Source organism: Maridesulfovibrio bastinii DSM 16055 (assembly GCF_000429985.1).
Lineage (GTDB): Bacteria > Desulfobacterota > Desulfovibrionia > Desulfovibrionales > Desulfovibrionaceae > Maridesulfovibrio > Maridesulfovibrio bastinii.
In genome coordinates this window covers 22914-40779 of sequence record NZ_AUCX01000009.1, presented here as the reverse complement: position 1 = coordinate 40779, position 17866 = coordinate 22914, and the positions used below count along the sequence as shown (strand labels likewise).

Genomic DNA, 17866 nt, shown 5'->3' with positions numbered 1-17866 from the left:
GCAACAAAAGAGGTGTCACATGTTTAAGAAAATCCTTTTAGCGACAACAGGCTCTACCGCGAGCTTCGGTGCCGCCCGAGTCGCTTTCGATATGGCAAAGCGTTACGGCTCGGAAGTTACAGTCTTTCACGTTCTGGGAGTGCCTACAAAGGCCTACTCGCAGATTGTCAACGACGTTCGCACCGGCGAAGAAGTTGAAGTTGATGAAGATTACCGTTCATGGGTTGAAGAGGAAATCAGAACAACTTACGCAAAGCAGCTTGAAGGTCTTGATAATGTAAGAATTATTCTGACCACAGGCGTACCTTCGCGCGAAATTCTTCGTGAAGCACGTTCAATTGATGCAGACCTGATTGTTATGGGTGCAAGCTCAGGCAACAGTGCAAATTATTACAGGGGATATCCCGGCAGCACCTTCCAGAAGGTTGCCAAGGCCGCCGGTTGTCCCATCCTTACCGTACATCGTGAATCCGCATCCTACTGGGGTGGATTCTCGAAGATTCTTTTTGGAACCGACTTCTCCAAGCAGTCTTTGAGTGCGTTTCTCTTCGCGCTGAAAACAGCGCGCGAACTCGACTGCGAACTGACCATCTTCCACGCTCTTGATATCAGCGGAAAGGTTTTGGACCAGAATGAGATTGAGGAGAATCTCATAGCCGTACGCGAACGTATTCGCAGTACGTATTCACCTTTGATGGGTGATTTCAAGAACTATGACATTGAAGTCTGGGAAGGAGCTCCATACGTGGAGATTGTTAAACTCGCCCGTGAAAAGCAGGTCGACCTTGTCGTTCTTGCCCATCATACCCGCGAGCTTGATCCCGAAAAGGCTAGAATCGGCTCAACTGTTGAGCAGGTTATTGTCCGGGCCAACTGCCCGGTAGTCAGTGTCAGCAAGCCGGAAAAGGTCTGACCTGCCGGAGTGATGATAAAATAGGCCTCGGGTAATTCACCTTCGGAAAAGGCCAGAGGTGGATTTCCGGGTTTTATCAGGAGGAAAATTATGTCCAAAAAGATTCTTATAGTCGACGATGATAAAGAAATCCGTTCCTATATGAAGGATCTGTTCAGCGACAATGGTTACGAAGCTATTACTGCCGATGACGGTAAAGCTGCTTATGAAATTGCGGAAAATGAAAAACCGGACCTTATCACCCTTGATCTTGAAATGCCGGGTGAATGGGGACCAAGGTTTTATCGCAAGCTTACTCAAAATGATGAACTGAAGAGAACTCCGGTTATTGTTGTGAGCGGGCTTACTGCAAACAAGTACGCAATACCCAAAGCTGTAGCCAGTCTGAACAAGCCTTTTGATGCAGACGAGCTGTTGCTGCTGGTAAAGGAAAACATCGGATAACAGGTTGATATACCGAAAATCGGTCGGTGGGTCCGGGGGGGCCTGCCGGCCGATTTTACTTGAAAGGGCACGCTGCTAGGGTGTAGGGTTCGTCCGATTATGGACCGGCCGTTATAAAATAATATCCAAGGTGACGAGTAATGCCCAAAAAAATTATGGTTGTTGATGATGATCCGTACATTGTAGATTATCTGGTCAATGTATTTGAGGATCATGGATATGATACCTGCCGCGCTTTTGACGGTCTTGCAGCTTATGATGTGGCCATAGCTGAGAAACCCGATCTGATTACTCTTGATCTTGAAATGCCTAACGAATGGGGTCCGCAGTTTTATCACAGGCTGACGGAGCACGAAAATTTTCATGATCTGCCGGTTATAATAATCAGTGGTCTTCCGGGTATTCACATGGCCATCCAGAGCGCAGTCGCAACCATAAAAAAACCTTTTGATCCCAGTGATGTTATAAAGATTGTAAAGGATACCATAGGCGATCCATAAAGACTGACCTGGCCAGCTGTAATTCAGAGCCGGATTTTCGCTTATTCGGAGAACGGGATGGATGACGTAAAATTAATGCTGGTTGACGATGAGGAAGGCATCCGGCGTTTTCTGGGGCTTACTCTTGGAGATTTCGGATACGACGTTGTCACCGCAGCCAATGGCCTTGAGGCCATTGAAATGCTGGAACATACCAGAGTTGATATAATTCTTACCGATATAAAAATGCCGGTGATGGACGGCATTGAACTTCTTAAAAAAGTTAAATCAGAATATAGTGATATCGAAGTTGTCATGCTTACCGGGCATGGTGATCTCGATCTTGCCATCGAATCTCTTAAGGCCGATGCTGCCGATTTTATTACCAAACCGGTAAATGATGATGTTTTAGAACTTTCCATTGCCCGCATTGTTGAAAAAATTCAGATGAAGCGGGAACTCAAAGAATATACTGAAAATCTTGAGCGTCTTGTTGATGAAAAAACAAAACGTATAGTCGAGCTTGAACGCCAGAATGCGGCATGTCAGGTTATTGAAGGTTTCAGTTCCGCCCTTGCCGATGCTACCAGTGCTGTTGAATCTGACTCCGGTCTTTTTAATGAGCTGCCCTGCCTTGTTTCCATCCACAACCGTTATCTTGAAATTGTTTCAGCCAATACGCTCCTTAAAGAAAGGCTTGGCAATGTTGTAGGGCTCAACAGCTTTGATATTTATTCTGACCGCAACTCTCCCGGTAACGCCTGTCCTGTTCAAAAGACTTTTAATACCGGAAAAGGGCAGCACAGCAGGGAAACATTTATCGGCCGCAACGGTGAAGAAATTCCGGTAACTGTTTTTACCGCACCAATCCCCGGCAAAGACGGCAACATTGATCTTGTTCTAGACATTTCAGTTGATATGACTGAGCTCAAACGTCTCAGGGATGAACTTTTCACTACTCAGCTTAAATATCAGCGGCTTTTTGATGAAGCCCCATGCTACATTTCCGTTCAGAATCCTGATTACAGTATCGCTGAAGTAAACCGCAGGTTTAAGGATGACTTTACAAATCCTGACGGCAAAACCTGTTTTAAAACCTACAAGCACCGTGATGCTCCATGTAAAGACTGTCCTGTAAGGCAGACCTTTAAAGATGGCGAATCCCATCAGCTGGAAACAGTTATAAAGACTGAAAAGGGCGAGCATAAAAATGTACTGGTCTGGTCGGCACCTATCAGGGATGTTTATGGTGAAATCGTACAGGTTATGGAGATGTCCACTGACATAACCGAAATACGCAGGCTTCAGGATCACCTTACATCTCTGGGGATTATGCTCGGTTCCATGTCGCATGGCGTTAAAGGGATGCTTACCGCTCTTGATGGCGGTATTTACCGTCTGGAGTCCGGACTTCGTAAAAATGACCGTGAGCGTGTTGATGACGCTGCTGCCGTACTCAAAAATATGGTCGGCAGAGTCAGAAAGATGGTGCTCGATATCCTTTACTATGCAAAATCGCGCGAACTTGAGCTTGAGCTGGTTGAAGCTGCGCCGTTTTTAATTGATACCGCAAGGCTGATAAACCAGAAAGCCGAATCAGCCGGAGTTGATTACCGGCTTGATATTCCGGACAATCTGGGAACAATTAAAATTGACAGCAGTGCCATGTCCGCTGCTCTGGTTAATTTTCTGGAAAACGCCGTTGATGCCTGTGAAAGCTGTATTGGGAAGGAAGATAAATATATCGGTATGCAGGCCGCTGTTGATGGTTCCAGATTAAAAATATCTATTTTTGACAATGGAATGGGGATGGACCCTGAAACCAGAGATAAAATTTTCACCTTATTCTTTTCTTCAAAGGGTAAGAGAGGCACTGGAATAGGTCTTTTTATCTCCAGTCAGACTATCAGGGATCATGGTGGCGAAATAGAAGTTGAATCGGAACCGGGTACCGGGACAAAATTCACAGTATTTCTTCCACTTAAAGGTTAAAATAGTTCTTTTATTATAAAAAAACAGCGTCTTTAGTGATACTTTCCATACTGTTTGGAACCTGTTATCAGCCAGTTATAAATGGCTGTTTATCAGCTAATTAACTAAACAGGTATAATAAAACTTATGAAGCTCACTACCAGAAGCAGATACGGAACCCGTCTGTTGCTTGATATTGCAATGCATAGCGAAAAAGGTCCTGTTCCCAGCCATGATTCAGCGAGAAGGGAAGGTATTTCATTAAAATATCTGGAAAAGATATTAAAGCTCCTAAAAGAGGGCGGTTTTATTAAAGGCAAGAGAGGACCTAACGGCGGAAATATCCTGACTATGGCTCCCGAGGATATCTCTATTGGTGCCGTGGCACAGGTTCTTGATGGTGACGAGCAGATTCTTGATTGTGACGGTGATATGAGTACCTGTCCGCGGGCTGCAGTATGCCTGCGCAGATCAATCTGGGATGACGCCAACAAGGCCATGTATAAAATGCTTGATTCCTATTCGCTTGCAGATCTTATTAAAGACGCCAGACTTTGCCCCATGGACAGGAATATTCAAAAACCTGATTAGTTCAAAAGTTAAAAAATGCCGTGAGGCTGGGAATATCGGACTTGTTCAAAAGAATGCGCCAAAGCCTGATAATGAAGATGATTCTTTCCGGTGGAATAACACTTCTTGCGAGCGTAATTTTCTGGACATGGTTCAATGTTCATTTTTTCAAGGAAAACGTAACCGATAATATCCGTTCCGATACAGCTCTGCTTTCCGACACGGTCCTGCTTGGTTTGCATTATGCCATGATGCTTGATTCAAGGGATGATATTCGCGAGGATATCAATAACATAAGCAAGCAGCGTGAAATAAAGAGCATTAGAATTTATAATAAAAAAGGGTTGATTGTTTTTTCCAACAACCCGCAGGAAGTCGGTTCAAAGATCAGTATGTCCGCCAGTTCATGCTGGACCTGTCATAAGTTTGAAGAACCACCCGCCACCTTAAGTCTTCCAAAGCGCAGCAGAACATACGAAGAAAACGGACATGAGTTCATGTCCATCATTACTCCAATTCCTAATTCCGAAGGTTGCGCTCCCGGAGTATGCCATGTGCACTCAAAGGATGAGCAGGTGCTCGGGCTGCTTGAAATGGAAGTTTCAACTGAAGCTAAAAAGTCTATTCTCAGCACTTTTGAGCAGGTTAATATACTTATTTCTTTTATTGTTTTTGCCGCAACATTTATAGCTCTTTCCCTTTATACTTACAGATTTGTTTTCAGGCCCATCAATAAGCTTACAAAAGCCACCAAGGGTGTAGGTTCCGGCAATGGATTTAAGGAGATAAGCGAAAGCAGTCCTGATGAATTCGGCGCTCTTTATAAAGCTTTCAATATGATGGGGCTTCAGGTTCAGGATAAACAGCGGGAGCTTATTGCCCAGAAGGAAGAATACCGAAAACTGTTTGAAAATGTTCCCTGCCTGATCTGTGTTGTTGACAGAAATTTCAGAGTGATACGCCATAATATGGCCTATGAAATGCATTTTGGAAAACCGCTTGGCAGGCATTGTTTTCGGATAAACAAAGATAGAACGGAGAAATGTATTGAATGCCCGGTGGCTAAAACTTTCAATGACGGAATGGAACATATCAGCGAGGAATCTGGACTGTCCCAGAACGGGCACTCAATCCACTGGATTGTCTACACTTCTCCAATCAGGGATTATAACGGCAACATTGTTGCCGCAATGGAGATGATGGTTGATATTACGGACCGTAAAAATCTTGAAGTCCAGCTGGCGGCCTCTGAACAACGCTATCATGCTATCTTTGATTCCATACCTGAGGCAGTTTTTGTGCTGGATGTCGATACTCTGGAGATCGTTAATTGTAATGATCCTGTCCTGCATATTTATGGCTATGAACCAGCTGATCTTATCGGATCTTCTTTTCTCAATCTTTTCAGGGAAGAGGAGCGTCAGGATTATGATTTCATAGTAAAAAACAATAAAGAGATCGGACCATGCTCGCAGTTGACCGCATCGGGAAGACATATCTATGCATTGATGCGTGTTTCGCCTGCCGAGTTCAACCGTGGTGGTGTTCTCATTGTTACCTGTAGTGACGTTACCAAGAAGCTTAAGGCCGAACAGCAGCTTATTCAGGCCAGTAAAATGGCTACTCTCGGTGAAATGGCTTCGGGTGTTGCCCATGAACTCAATCAGCCTTTGGCCATTTTGAAAACAATCAGCAATCTTTTAAGTAGAAAGATTTCAAAGGGACGCATTCCTGAGCCTGAAATACTTGAAGAAATGGCTGAAGGTGTCAGCACCCATGTTGACAGGGCCAGTAAAATAATTTTGCACATGCGTGAATTTGGAAGAAAGTCGTCATTAAAGACAACACCTGTTCAGCTCAATAATGTCCTTAGACGCGGGTTTGAATTTTTCAGCCAGCAGCTGACCGTAAGGAACATAGATGTAATCTGGGATCTTGATGATAATCTTCCTGAAATAATGGCCGATGCCAATCGCCTTGAACAGGTTGTAATCAACCTTCTTATAAATGCCAGAGATGCTATTGAAGAACGCTGGTCCGGTGAATCTGCCAGAAAATCAGAGCGTAAAATTTTTATTTCCAGCAGTTTTAACGAGCATGAAATTGTTGTTGAAGTCTGCGATACAGGCTCAGGAATACCGGAACAGATTCAGGAAAGATTGTTTGAACCGTTCTTCACGACCAAGGATGTGGGAAAAGGTACCGGGCTTGGGCTTTCTATTTCGTATGAAATTATAAGAGATTATGGCGGTAATATTCATGCTGTCTCCGGCAATGGTCGCGGGGCATGTTTCAAAATTGTATTTCCCAATAAAGCTAAGACAAATTGACACATTTTAAATTAAGCCGGTTAAGATTCACTCTTAGGGCAGTTAAATTTTGTAACTAAATATATTTTGTGTGTAACTTTATTACTAACAAGATAATATGATTATCTATCATCTTAGTTTTCTTGAAAATATACCCTAATTAGGGCAGAATCAGGAAAGAATTAAAAATATAGGGAGATAGTGGAGCTGGTATATGAGTAACGCTTTAGAATTATTGACTGATGAAAAATTAAAGAGCCTTTTTCCATCCAGTAGAGCGGATGACTTTTTCGAAGCCCTTTTTGGCGGGGCTGAGGAAGGAAGTTATGATATTGACCTCGTTTTTACAGGTGAAAGCGGGGATGAGTTGAACTTTGAATTCAGGCTTAAACAGCGTCCCGGAAAATGTCTGGCATGTAACCTTACTTACGGTCTGCCGCAGGTTTTTTCCAGACACCCGGTAATCAATGTTAAAGGTGTGGTAGAAGATGTCTGCGAAATTCTTGGAAAGGATTCTCCGGCAGAATGGAATCTTGGTACAACCACCGAGCTTTCAAGACAACTTCATGCTATTCCGCTTGTTATCAGGTTTTAATTTTTGAATATCTGAAAACATAATTCTGATATTCGACTCTTAAATTGGTTCATATTAAAAACGGCAATCCTGTCTGAATTTATCAGACGGGATTGCCGTTAAAAATTAATTGGTCACTGTTTATAAAAATTTATTCAAACTGCTGTTGTCGGCTGTCCTTTAAGACAGATTACCAGCAGATACAAAATTCCTGCTACAGGAATGAAGGCCGTAAAGGCCAGTTTTTTTTTGCGTCCGAGATGGTGAAGCCTGCGGACTACAATGGCTGCGGAAGGCAGAATTGTGCAGACGAGATAGAGATTTAAAAGTGTTGTGGAAACTTTAATCAGAAATTCGTTCTTAAAAACAAGCATTAAGCATGACAGCACAGCAATTATCAAAAGGTGTACTATCAGGAAAATAAGGAATTCCCTGTGAGTCGATTTTCCTTCAAAATCGCTGAATTTTTTTATTGAATCGAAATATTCAATTAGATATTGCTTCATAATTACCTCCTTGATAGGGGGTATATTAACTGAATAAAGTCTGTATCTCTAATATATAGTTATAATAATATTAATTATAGTTACCTATTAATTCTCATAAGTTCGATTGTAATAGATAATTTCATACTATTGCAGGTTGGTTTTAAATTCGGAATTAGTAATGAAAAAGTTTTTTTTCTTTGGTTTAATGGTCAACATACTGGCCGAAACGCTACTTTATGCCGGTAAATACATTCAAAATTTTCAATCCAATGTCAGGATTTCAGAACTGGTTTATATTATCAATCCGTTTTCTTTTTATTACCTCAGCCTCAGTTGCGGTGAAGATAAAAGCACCATTGCAGTCAGTCACATTGTTGTTTCAATCATAAGTATTTTTTATATTTTTATAATTGGACTGATGTTCAAATCAGGCAGAAAGTATAGGGTGACAATTCTTGTCGGCTGGATACTTATCGCGGCGTATATTTTTATGGGTTTATGGATTTCTAAAAAAATATAATAAGTTATTTAAATATATTAAGCTGTCATCAGCGGAGAACCACAATGCTTGACTACAAAGTGTATCTGGACAGACTTGTTTCAGGGAAAGCTGTAGATAATCCTTATCTGGATTTTATGGGTATCAGGGCTGAGGAATTCAGAGCAGGGTATGCCCGTTTCAGTATGGAGATAAAGCCTGAATTTATTCAGGGAGCCGGTATTATGCAGGGCGGCCTGTCTGTCTCCCTGTGTGATGAAACTTCGGCCCATGCGGCAATTACAACCCTTTCCAATGATGAACAGGTCGCTACGATTGAGATTAAAAATGATTTTCTTTCAATGGCTTCAAAAGGGATATTAACTGCTGAAGCCACTGTATTTAAGCGGGGACGCACATTGATTGTGGTTGATTGCGTTGTGACAGATGAAAACAGTAAAAAAATATCCCGCAGTACAGCTACTTTTATGGTTATTAAAAATAAAAAATAACAACCCTGCGTATAGTTAAATAAAGGCTTCCACCTTGCGATGACATAAACGGTCGAGCAGGGCTGTGTCGTGGCTTATTATCAGCAGCCCCAGATTTCTTTCCGCGGCTGTTTCAAGCACGGTTTTCCAGATGGAGGCCTGCGTAAGCGGGTCGAGCATGGAAGTCATCTCGTCACACAGGAGATATCCTGTTCTTCCATCAAGAGCCCGGGCCAGACAGACTCTTTGCAATTCTCCGCCTGAAAGTTCATTGGGATACCTTTCGGCCCATGAACTGCTAATTTTAAGCGAATCAAGCAGATCAGCGGAAGGTGTGCCGGCCTCATTAAGAATGTTCTTAATTTTCCAGCGGGGGTTCACCGCAAGTTCCGGGTGTTGAAAGAGAATCTGTACCGGGTTGAAACTGCCATGCACAATCTGTTTTCCGTCAACGGTTATATCCCCTTCATCCGGTTTGAGATAACCAGCCAGAATTTTAGCAAGCGTTGATTTTCCGCGTCCGCTTGGTCCCGGCAGTCCGACTCTTTCTCCGGGGGCTATGGAAATGTCCAGATTTTGGAAAAGCCGCTGATGCTTTTTACTGTAGCGAAAAGAAAGATTTTTAGCTTCAAGCACGCCAGCACCTTACCTTTCCGTTATGGTACGGGCTTAGCGCAGGCAGCTCATGCGAACATTTTTCTATTGCGTTGGGGCATTGCATATAAAAAGGGCATCCCTCATTGTTTATACTTATTTCATCTCTGGTTACGGCTTTGGTGAACTGATTGCACGGAAGCGATGACCAGAGCTGTCTGGAATAGGGGTGGCGTAATGAGCCTTCATTGTAAAAATCAGCAGCATCTGCTTCTTCAAGAGTTACTCCACCATAAAAAACGGAAACTCTGTCAGCAACCTGTAGTGCGGATTCAATATCATGGGTGATAAGTACTACTGCTTTACCGGTATCTGCCAGCTGGCGCAGATGCATAAGTGTCTCATTGGCAACATTTTCATCAAGACCATTGGTCGGTTCATCAGCTATCAGCAGGTCAGCAGTCCCTATTGTTGCCGTGGCTGTCAGCACTCTTCTGGCCATTCCTCCTGAAAGCTGGAATGGAAACCAGTCATATATTTCAGCAGAAAGACCGTATTTTTTCAGTATCTCTTCAGATGACATTTTTGCCTGATGATGATTCATGCCACTTAGAACAGCGGATCGCGCAATCTGGGTTCCCACATGCAGCAGCGGGTTAAGGAAAGATACTGATTGAGGAATAAGGGAAATTCCTTTCCCGCGGAATTTTTTAGCCGTGCGATGCGTGATTTTTGTATTTTTAAAATACATATTCCCGGACACTGATGAATTTCCGGGGAGAATATCAAGCACAGCATGTGCCAGCAGGCTTTTTCCGGCTCCGGACTGTCCCACTATGGCTATAATCTGTCCGGCTTCAACATGCAGATCAAGACAGCGTATAGTACATACGGACTCCCTTTTCATGCCCCTAGTATAATTACTGAAGCTTACGGAAAGATTTTCTATTTCCAGCATGGTTGTTTCCTCTTATTCACGGCAGATATGAGGGTCTGAAAGTGAACGGATATTTGCTCCGAGCGTATCAAATGCTTTTACGGTTATGACCAGTGCTATTCCCGGTGCCACAGCCAGCCACCAGAGGTCCATTGAAAGGTAACGCATGGATTCCGCCAGCAGAACCCCGACTGCCGGGGTGTGCGGGGACATACCGAATCCCAGAAAAGTTAACGCTGCCGCATGCAGAATTGCATGTGGAAATAAGAGCAGAAGCCCAACCATAAACTGCGGTATGACATGGGGAAGCATGTGCCTTGTGGCTATGAAGAATTCACTTTTACCAAACTGTCTTGAAAGATTTACATAATCCATAGACTGCAACTGCATTACTTCTGCACGGATTACCCTTGTGAGTGGCGGCCAGTGGGATGCGGCAACAGCAATCACAACACCTTTTGCTCCTCCGCCACAGGCAAAGGAAATAAGGATAAGCAATACAAGGTGCGGGGTGGACATTGCCACATCAACCATCCAGGTTACAATTGAATCGACAGTACTGCCCATTGTCGCTGCGGCAAGTCCTAAAATAAGGGCGATGACCGCCGAACAGGTTGCCGCCGAAAGCCCGACACCAAGACTTATGCGCAGTCCTTTTACCGTTCTGGCAAGCATATCCCGCCCAAGCCAGTCGGTACCGAAGGGATGAAGTAAGCTCGGGGCCAGTTTACGCAAGGTGAGGTGGGTTACTTCCCCCTGATCTCCATAAAGCCATGCCGAGATAAAAACGGCACTGATAAGCACTAAACAGGCAATAATTGTAAACAGACTTTTTGTTCTGCCGTTGTATTGAAAGGTCGTCATCACGCTCCCCTTTTTCCACAGCTTCTTTTGCGCATACGGGGATCGACAATCATGTAGATGAAGTCCGCTGTTGTGTTTCCTGCAAAAACGAAGAAGGTACTGAATAAAACAATACCGAGTAGAAGAGGCACATCGCCGCGATAGCCTGCTTCAACAGTGGCTTTTCCCAGTCCGGGATAAGCAAAGACCTGTTCGGTTAGCACAGCTCCGCCAAATAGTTCTCCTAAGGAGGCGAATTGTAATGTGACAGCAGGAAGAGCCACGTTCCTTATAGCCCTATGGAATGCTGTTCCAAGGCGTGATTCACCCTGAGCTCTGGCGAATATCGCATACTCACTGCGCATGGCCTCAATTGTTTTTTCACGGGTATGCAGGGTTATCTGGGCCACTCCTATGAGTGACAGAGTGACAGCAGGAAGCAACAGGTGATGGATTCTTTCAAGGATTCCGACCTGATCAGCTTCCATCCCGATCGGCCATGCCCCGCAGACAGGAGTCCATCCCAGATGAATCGAAAATATTGTCAGCAGTATCATCCCTACCCAGAACGTGGGAGTGGAGGCCATGGTATAAGCGTAGATACTGATTACCTTGTCAATAAATCCTGATTCGTAGGCTCCTGCAAAAATCCCCATGATAAAGCCAAGTAATCCGGAAATTGTCCAGGCCATGAGCATCAGCCAGAAGGATGTGATAAAACGTTTACCTATGACTGAAAGTACAGATTCATTATAAATTGTTGATATGCCGAAATTGCCCTGAATAAGGTTTCCGGCCCACTTTTCGTATCTTTTGAGCGGTGGTTCATCCAGTCCCCAGCGATGGGCAATAACAGCTCTCTGTTCCGGTGAGACTTTCAGTACAGCAGGTCCAAGGTAGGCATCTATCGGATCGACGGGAGAAAAACTGACCAGAATAAATGAGAGTGTCGCGACTGAAGCAATAAGCAATACAAGGCGTGCGCCTTTTCTGCATATAAACTTGGCGGTTGCGTATAGTAATGCCGTAAGAAACGGCAGCCGGAGACATTTTAAATCTCCGGCTGCTGTGTCTTGTAACTCTGATTTTAGTTCCATTTCCACTCATTGATGTTGGATGTGATGGGCCATCCGTGTCCATGGGGTTCCATTTGGGATTTGCCGACATCAAGTCCTTTTCTGATGAAGTAGGTATGATCCAGATTCACCATCCAGGCCCATGCGGCATCACCGGCTGTGCAGAATCCGGTTTTTCCGTCCCATTGGGCTTTCTGCCAGTATGGTATGGACTCTTTGAATGATTTTGCGGCAACAGCTTCATCAAGATATTTATCCACTACAGGGTTGGAATAGAAACCGGCGTTCCAATATGAAGGTTCCGGAGATGATGGAGTGTGGTAAAGTTTATACATCTCAAGGGGACTGTGGTCGCCGAATCCGTAAACAACAACAAACTTGTGAGTCAGTTCAGTTTTGATGCGATCCCAGTTTTCGCCTTTGGGTATGGCATTTATGCCGATGGGCTTAAGCATGTCCGATACTGCAAGGGCCAGACCCTGACGCAGAGAATCTTTGGAGTTGTAGACTACTGTAAATTCTGCTTTCAGACCGTTCTCTTCACGGATTCCGTCTCCGTCAGTGTCAGTCCATCCGGCTTCTTCGAGTATTTTCTTTGCTTTTTCAGGATCGTTATCCTTGAATCTTATGGCCGGGTTATCCCATGGCAGATCATCAACAACGCCATAGGCGGGCCTGCCATATCCATCAAGAACTCCTGCCACAAGAGCGTTCCTGTCAATTGCATAGTTTACAGCCTTGCGGATAGCTATATCGGCTGTAACGTTGTTGCCTACTGGTACTCCTGCCGGGGTAGTTTTTCCTTCATCAGGAACTATCGGGAACATTAGTCCCCTGTTGTCTACGCTTTTAACTACATGCAGGGTCATTCCCGGTATTTTCTGGCTCGCAAGGTTTGATGGAACTCCGAGCACATCTATTTTTCCGGCCCGTGCAGCGGCAAGAGCTGTGTCTTCATCTGCAAAAAGGAAAACAAGTTTTTTGATTGCCGGTTTTTTTCCGTAATAAAGGTCGTTGACCTCAACAATCATCTGCTGTCCTTCATCCCAGTGTATGAGTTTGTATGGTCCTGATCCTATGGGGTTTCTGCCATAGCCGGGGCCGTATGTTTTTGCAGGAACAATACCGAGGGTTATTAAATGCTGAATAAAGGTAATGTCCGGTTTGTTAAGGGTGAGTTTGACAGTAGTCGGGTTTAGAGCTTCTGCTTTAGCAAGCGGAGTAAGATCAATTTTACCGCCGGATTCAAGCCCCTTATTGTAGGTGAAGGCAACGTCAGCTGCTGTGAGCGGAGTGCCGTCAGAGAACTTAACATCTTTGCGTATGGTTACGGTCCATTCTTTGCGGTCTGCTGATAATTCCCAGCTTGTGGCAAGGTCAGGCACAATTTTCAGGTCGGCATCTCTTTTAAGCAGTGTACTTTGAAATAGAGGGTTGCCATAGCTTCCCCAGCCAAGCAGGGGGTCGTAGCCTTCTGTATTTTCTCCGCCGACAGCAAGAATAAGGGTGTCTTTGTCTGCAAAAGCAGGGCAGACAGATAGAATAAAAATAAGCAGAACAGCTGCTAGGGAAAAAGAAAAATTAGCATATTTTTTTGAATAAATCATGGCACCTCCATGCTCATTTTTTAAGATAAGTGCCTCAATGTGATACTATAGTCAATAAGATGTTACTATTATCAATAAAAATTGAAAAAGATGTTAAAGGTGTTGAGCTGTTTAAAAGTCAGAGCTGTATGCAGTTAAGTTTAATCAGACTTATTTTTTTTAGAAATTTAAGATAATTATTTGTTTTTATTATGTAATAAAATTGTGTTGTGGTCTGTTGTGGATTGGAAAACAGCTATGGGGATAGGAGTTTTAAAATATTTCAAGCTGTTTGAAGGTGTGCGGTCTTTGCTCAGTTGAAAATTTTAAAAAAAGGAAGTTTGTGAGTTTTGATTATGGTTTGCTGTAATTGATGTAGTTCAGCTGTGTTTAGGGAGATTTTTTGGGGGAGAAGAATTGAGAGCTGAACGGATTTTCAGTGCTGCTGTATGCAAAGATTCTGGAAGATAAGATCGTGTTCAGGCTGGAATAGATTTTAACGGTTTTAGAATTTAAGCTGCATTCAACCGGGAGCAGCTCTTTTTTATGATGCATATTAATTTAGGGTGCATCATAAAAAAGGAAAAGCCCTCATGATTTTTTCATGAGGGCCTTTACTTACATGGTGCCGAGACACGGAATTGAACCGCGGACACGGGGATTTTCAGTCCCCTGCTCTACCGACTGAGCTATCTCGGCGTCGCGTGGAGAGAGTACTATCGAAACACGATGCTCTTGGCAAGTGTTTTTTTTGAATTATTTTGATTTTATGTCAATTTTTAAGTTTTTGAGCGATTCTGCGCTGACTAATTCCTTGATTCTACTTGCGTATTTTTCTTTAAGTCTGTCTAGAAATACAGGATCAGTCTTTCCTTTCCATGTTGTAACATTCAGATAACGTTTAGGAATTTTAATTTTATCAGGATTATATCCGGTATCGAAACGAGTTTTCCAGCGAAGAGCCTGAATTCTGTCCCCGGATTCCTGCATATTTTCAGCTATTTTGTCGTAACCAACGCTTTCAAGACATTCTGTCAGCTGTTCCAGAGTATATACTCCGCGTCCGAACAGGCAGGCGACCATGGATGTCACATAGGATCGTGCTGATTCTTCAGCAATAAGCACGTCACATATTTCGTTTTCGTCTTTGGTGTCATGCTTCTGATCCCATGAATACGCGCTTGAATCGAGGTGTGAATGTCTGAACCCCAGTGATTCGGCCACATAGAAAGTTTCACCTGTGGCATAACCGGCCATTTCCTGACCCAGAACACAGGCGAAATCTTCTCCGCCGTATTTAGAAGCGGCAACAAGGCTTCCACTGCCCAGCAGTTTGTAAAATTCATTCCGGGCTTCACCAAGATACATCACAGCTTTCTTATAGGAGTCTGAATTTCCGAAAGCCAGAGGCACAATTGTTTCCTTTTCGGAAATAAGGCCTTTCTCAAAAGCTTCAGTGGCCCATGCAAGGGCGACCCCGCCGGACATAACATCAAGACCGACTTTTTCGATTTCATCCATTATCCCGAGAACAGCAAAGGGGTCTGTAACTCCAAGCATGGATCCGGTTGAGAAAATAGGTTCGTAGTCGTAGGCAACCTGACGATATAAATACTGGTTCTGTTCCATGAATTTCTCACGGACGAATCCAATGTGAATACAGCCTACAGGACATCCGGCACAGGCTCCGTTTCTAAGCAGGGCTTCATCAGCAAATTTTTCACCGGTAATATTGTCTATTTTTTCATCAGCTGTTGCCTGTAAGTTACGCCACGGTAGAGACTTTAATTCGTTGAGAGTACTTAAATTGGCCGCTGTTCCCAGATTATGATATTTGCTCATCATATCCGTTGCGGTCATTTTTTCATAAACTTTGCGGTAAACTTCGGGATAACTTTTGTTTTCAGGCAGGGCAAAAGACCCGTCACCCTGTATCACTATAGCTTTCAGGTTCTTAGAGCCCATCACGCTGCCTGATCCGAGTCTTCCAAAGTGTCTGTAGGTATCAGCGTTAATACAGGCCATGGCGGACAGGTTTTCTCCTGCAGAACCGATGCGCAGTATGGATCGGTGTCCTGATCCGGGATACATTTTACGCAGGATTTTGCCTGTGGTGAAAACATCTTTCCCTGCTAGAAACTGAATGTCCCTTACTTCAAGATGACGCATTCCTATGCTCAGGCAGGAAAGCCTCCGGGCTTTTCCGGTAATGACGAGGGCGTCATAATCTGCAAATTTTAAAGCCAGTGCGGAGCGTCCTCCGGCATGACTTTCAGCAAACTGGTCGTGGTATGGTGATTTAAAAGAGCAAACAGTTTTGCTCATCAGTGGAAACAGACCAGTAAGAGGTCCGATGGAGAAAATTAAGGGCTGCTCCGGATTATCCCACGGGCGTTCTGGATATCCATACAGATTGAAAAGATGCGCTCCCAGTCCGCTTCCGCCTATATATATGTCCCGGCCTTCTATGTTTTCTACTTTGCCGGTTCCGGTTTCAAGGTCGACTACCAGAATTTTAAAATAGTCTCTGATCATGGCTTCCCTTCTCCGGCTGGATTTTTATCTTCGGAGTCACGTAATTCAAGGCATTCATGCGGGCAGAATTTAACACATCTTCCACAATGGATACAAACATAGGGCCTGCTTTTAAGATCGAGGTAAATTGCATCCACCGGGCAGGCTTCCGCACACTTGCCGCACCTTATGCAGAGGTCCCTTTTAAATCGTACTCCTCCCCCTTTTTTGCGCGCAACCATGGCTCCCGAGGGGCAGACTGCCGCACAGGGGGCGGGATCGCAGGCAAGACAGACTCTTGCTTCAAATCCTGTTGAAAGCCCGCCGGATGAAGCGATTCTTATTCCGGCGGTGTTCCATGAAAGTAATTTATGAACCAACCTGGCGCAGGCAAAAGAGCAGGAATGGCATCCTATGCAACGTTCCATTCGTGCGGCGGTCAGGATTTTCATTGTATCTCCGGATAAAATTTATGGCTGATGAATTTACGGATATGTAGTTGGAATATTCAGCCTTTTTCAATTTTTATTAAGTTATATCAGGTTATGCAGTAAAAAATATTTCCATTGAGGTTAAAAACAGCGTTACAATTTAAAAAATATTTTAAAGTTGGGGAACAGTACCGGGAATTTTTAAATTCCCGGTACTGAATGGATTTAGCTGAGTTCTTCGGCCTGATCAAGCTTGCCTATTGCGGCTGTTTTGAAATCCTTTCCCTTAAGGTTGGCACTAATAAGTTTTGCCAGCACTCCTTTGGGGCCGAGTTCAAAAAATGTGGAACATCCTGCCTCAAACTGGTTATTAACTATCTCTATCCAGCGGACAGAAGAAGTCATCTGGTTGCACATGATATCTTTAATTTTTTCAGCAGAAGATTCAGGTGCGGCACTGACATTGAAGTAGATGGAAAACTGCGGGGAATTCCAATCCAGTTTCTTCAGATAGGCCGCAAACTCATCGGCGGCATCCTGAATAAGGGGACTGTGAAAGGCACCGCTGACAGCCAGAGGAATAAGGCGTCCTTTATTTTCTTTTGCTTTTACAGCAGCAATATCAATTGCAGCTTTTTCACCGCTGATTACATATTGGGAGGGAGAGTTGTAGTTTGCTATGCGCAGTTCTTTTGCTGATTCAGTCTTGGATTCTTCGACTATTTTTTCAACCTGAGACTGCTTTAATTTCAAAATTGCAGCCATTCCATGGTCTTCATTGGAAATTTCAGACATAAGTTTTCCGCGCAGACAGACAGCTTTTATGGTATCCTCCGGGCTGAGAACCCCGGCGGCGGCAAGCGAGGCAAATTCACCAAGACTGTGTCCTGCTGTGGCGGACGGTTTGAGTTTGTCTTTAAGGTAAAGCCATACAGAGAGATTGACTACTGTCAGGGCTGGTTGCAGGGCTGCTGTTTCAGCCATGTCTTTTGCTTCTCCTTCCCAGTAGATATCTCTGAGCGGGAGTCCGCTTTCTTTCTCGGCAAGTTTCCAGAGATCCATTGCTGTAGACCATTTTTCAGCAAAATCGCGGCCCATGCCGGCTTCCTGAGATCCCTGTCCGGGAAAAACTATTGCAGTGTTGGACATTTTATTCTCCTTGAATGTG

General features: G+C 44.0%; 18 protein-coding genes and 1 tRNA gene. 9 read left to right on the top strand and 10 right to left on the bottom strand.

Annotated elements, in window-relative coordinates; all coding sequences use genetic code 11:
- Positions 1–19 precede the first annotated feature (19 nt).
- The 7 genes from G496_RS0104670 (at position 20) to G496_RS0104640 (ending at position 7281) form a co-directional block, all read left to right on the top strand.
- Positions 20–913 (top strand): universal stress protein, encoded by an 894-nt coding sequence (locus G496_RS0104670; protein ID WP_027178259.1) that lies wholly within the window; start codon positions 20–22, stop codon positions 911–913.
- Between the two features lie 90 nt (positions 914–1003).
- Positions 1004–1357 (top strand): DVU0259 family response regulator domain-containing protein, encoded by a 354-nt coding sequence (divK, locus tag G496_RS0104665; protein ID WP_027178258.1) that lies wholly within the window; start codon positions 1004–1006, stop codon positions 1355–1357.
- Between the two features lie 140 nt (positions 1358–1497).
- Complete coding sequence (divK, locus tag G496_RS0104660; RefSeq protein WP_027178257.1) at positions 1498–1857, top strand: DVU0259 family response regulator domain-containing protein; 360 nt, start codon at positions 1498–1500, stop codon at positions 1855–1857.
- Between the two features lie 57 nt (positions 1858–1914).
- Complete coding sequence (locus G496_RS0104655; protein WP_027178256.1) at positions 1915–3828, top strand: response regulator; 1914 nt, start codon at positions 1915–1917, stop codon at positions 3826–3828.
- Positions 3829–3954: 126 nt separating this feature from the next.
- A complete protein-coding gene (locus G496_RS0104650) occupies positions 3955–4398 on the top strand; it encodes an RrF2 family transcriptional regulator (RefSeq protein ID WP_027178255.1) in 444 nt (147 codons plus the stop codon).
- 41 nt (positions 4399–4439) lie between these two features.
- Positions 4440–6707: a PAS domain S-box protein gene (locus G496_RS0104645; protein ID WP_027178254.1), complete on the top strand. Its 2268-nt coding sequence runs from the start codon at positions 4440–4442 to the stop codon at positions 6705–6707.
- Between the two features lie 193 nt (positions 6708–6900).
- Positions 6901–7281, top strand: coding sequence for a hypothetical protein (locus G496_RS0104640; protein WP_027178253.1), 381 nt, complete (start codon positions 6901–6903; stop codon positions 7279–7281).
- 134 nt (positions 7282–7415) lie between these two features.
- Here the strand turns inward: G496_RS0104640 and G496_RS0104635 are convergent, their stop codons facing one another.
- Complete coding sequence (locus tag G496_RS0104635; protein WP_027178252.1) at positions 7416–7766, bottom strand: DUF805 domain-containing protein; 351 nt, start codon at positions 7764–7766, stop codon at positions 7416–7418.
- Between the two features lie 160 nt (positions 7767–7926).
- On the opposite strand from G496_RS0104635, the gene G496_RS0104630 reads away from it, so the two are divergent.
- Both G496_RS0104630 and G496_RS0104625 read left to right on the top strand, forming a co-directional pair.
- Positions 7927–8268 (top strand): hypothetical protein, encoded by a 342-nt coding sequence (locus G496_RS0104630; protein WP_027178251.1) that lies wholly within the window; start codon positions 7927–7929, stop codon positions 8266–8268.
- Positions 8269–8312: 44 nt separating this feature from the next.
- Entirely contained in the window at positions 8313–8738 is a 426-nt protein-coding gene (locus tag G496_RS0104625) for a PaaI family thioesterase (RefSeq protein ID WP_027178250.1), read from the top strand.
- A gap of 15 nt (positions 8739–8753) precedes the next feature.
- On the opposite strand, the gene G496_RS0104620 is transcribed toward G496_RS0104625, so the two are convergent.
- The 9 genes from G496_RS0104620 to G496_RS0104580 all read right to left on the bottom strand — a co-directional run bounded on the left by G496_RS0104620 (position 8754) and on the right by G496_RS0104580 (position 17847).
- The gene (locus G496_RS0104620; RefSeq protein WP_425411663.1) at positions 8754–9290 is read right to left on the bottom strand and encodes an ABC transporter ATP-binding protein; all 537 of its coding nucleotides are present in this window, start codon (positions 9288–9290) and stop codon (positions 8754–8756) included.
- Positions 9291–9345: 55 nt separating this feature from the next.
- Complete coding sequence (locus tag G496_RS0104615) at positions 9346–10269, bottom strand: ATP-binding cassette domain-containing protein (RefSeq protein WP_027178248.1); 924 nt, start codon at positions 10267–10269, stop codon at positions 9346–9348.
- A gap of 12 nt (positions 10270–10281) precedes the next feature.
- Positions 10282–11112: an ABC transporter permease gene (locus tag G496_RS0104610; protein ID WP_027178247.1), complete on the bottom strand. Its 831-nt coding sequence runs from the start codon at positions 11110–11112 to the stop codon at positions 10282–10284.
- A complete protein-coding gene (locus tag G496_RS0104605; RefSeq protein ID WP_084407489.1) occupies positions 11112–12188 on the bottom strand; it encodes an ABC transporter permease in 1077 nt (358 codons plus the stop codon). Before G496_RS0104605 ends, G496_RS0104610 begins: the two co-directional genes overlap by 1 nt.
- Positions 12179–13774, bottom strand: coding sequence for an ABC transporter substrate-binding protein (locus G496_RS0104600; RefSeq protein WP_027178245.1), 1596 nt, complete (start codon positions 13772–13774; stop codon positions 12179–12181). The genes G496_RS0104605 and G496_RS0104600 overlap by 10 nt, the downstream gene beginning before the upstream one ends.
- 602 nt (positions 13775–14376) lie before the next feature.
- Positions 14377–14452: transfer RNA gene (locus tag G496_RS0104595), tRNA-Phe, on the bottom strand.
- A 57-nt stretch (positions 14453–14509) separates the two neighbouring features.
- A complete protein-coding gene (locus G496_RS0104590) occupies positions 14510–16288 on the bottom strand; it encodes an aldehyde ferredoxin oxidoreductase N-terminal domain-containing protein (protein WP_027178244.1) in 1779 nt (592 codons plus the stop codon).
- Positions 16285–16719 (bottom strand): 4Fe-4S dicluster domain-containing protein, encoded by a 435-nt coding sequence (locus G496_RS0104585; RefSeq protein WP_027178243.1) that lies wholly within the window; start codon positions 16717–16719, stop codon positions 16285–16287. Before G496_RS0104585 ends, G496_RS0104590 begins: the two co-directional genes overlap by 4 nt.
- 204 nt (positions 16720–16923) lie before the next feature.
- The gene (locus G496_RS0104580) at positions 16924–17847 is read right to left on the bottom strand and encodes an ACP S-malonyltransferase (RefSeq protein WP_027178242.1); all 924 of its coding nucleotides are present in this window, start codon (positions 17845–17847) and stop codon (positions 16924–16926) included.
- Between the last annotated feature and the right edge of the window lie 19 nt (positions 17848–17866).

What these genes read in the sequence shown, in the direction of transcription:
- G496_RS0104670 (WP_027178259.1), top strand. Translation starts at nt 20, where the DNA reads ATGTTTAAGAAAATCCTTTTAGCGACAACAGGCTCTACCGCGAGCTTC.
- G496_RS0104630 (WP_027178251.1), top strand. Translation starts at nt 7,927, where the DNA reads ATGAAAAAGTTTTTTTTCTTTGGTTTAATGGTCAACATACTGGCCGAA.
- G496_RS0104655 (WP_027178256.1), top strand. Translation starts at nt 1,915, where the DNA reads ATGGATGACGTAAAATTAATGCTGGTTGACGATGAGGAAGGCATCCGG.
- G496_RS0104610 (WP_027178247.1), bottom strand. Translation starts at nt 11,112, where the DNA reads ATGACGACCTTTCAATACAACGGCAGAACAAAAAGTCTGTTTACAATT.
- G496_RS0104585 (WP_027178243.1), bottom strand. Translation starts at nt 16,719, where the DNA reads ATGAAAATCCTGACCGCCGCACGAATGGAACGTTGCATAGGATGCCAT.
- divK (WP_027178258.1), top strand. Translation starts at nt 1,004, where the DNA reads ATGTCCAAAAAGATTCTTATAGTCGACGATGATAAAGAAATCCGTTCC.
- G496_RS0104580 (WP_027178242.1), bottom strand. Translation starts at nt 17,847, where the DNA reads ATGTCCAACACTGCAATAGTTTTTCCCGGACAGGGATCTCAGGAAGCC.
- G496_RS0104635 (WP_027178252.1), bottom strand. Translation starts at nt 7,766, where the DNA reads ATGAAGCAATATCTAATTGAATATTTCGATTCAATAAAAAAATTCAGC.
- G496_RS0104590 (WP_027178244.1), bottom strand. Translation starts at nt 16,288, where the DNA reads ATGATCAGAGACTATTTTAAAATTCTGGTAGTCGACCTTGAAACCGGA.
- G496_RS0104625 (WP_027178250.1), top strand. Translation starts at nt 8,313, where the DNA reads ATGCTTGACTACAAAGTGTATCTGGACAGACTTGTTTCAGGGAAAGCT.
- divK (WP_027178257.1), top strand. Translation starts at nt 1,498, where the DNA reads ATGCCCAAAAAAATTATGGTTGTTGATGATGATCCGTACATTGTAGAT.
- G496_RS0104640 (WP_027178253.1), top strand. Translation starts at nt 6,901, where the DNA reads ATGAGTAACGCTTTAGAATTATTGACTGATGAAAAATTAAAGAGCCTT.
- G496_RS0104600 (WP_027178245.1), bottom strand. Translation starts at nt 13,774, where the DNA reads ATGATTTATTCAAAAAAATATGCTAATTTTTCTTTTTCCCTAGCAGCT.
- G496_RS0104615 (WP_027178248.1), bottom strand. Translation starts at nt 10,269, where the DNA reads ATGCTGGAAATAGAAAATCTTTCCGTAAGCTTCAGTAATTATACTAGG.
- G496_RS0104605 (WP_084407489.1), bottom strand. Translation starts at nt 12,188, where the DNA reads ATGGAACTAAAATCAGAGTTACAAGACACAGCAGCCGGAGATTTAAAA.
- G496_RS0104650 (WP_027178255.1), top strand. Translation starts at nt 3,955, where the DNA reads ATGAAGCTCACTACCAGAAGCAGATACGGAACCCGTCTGTTGCTTGAT.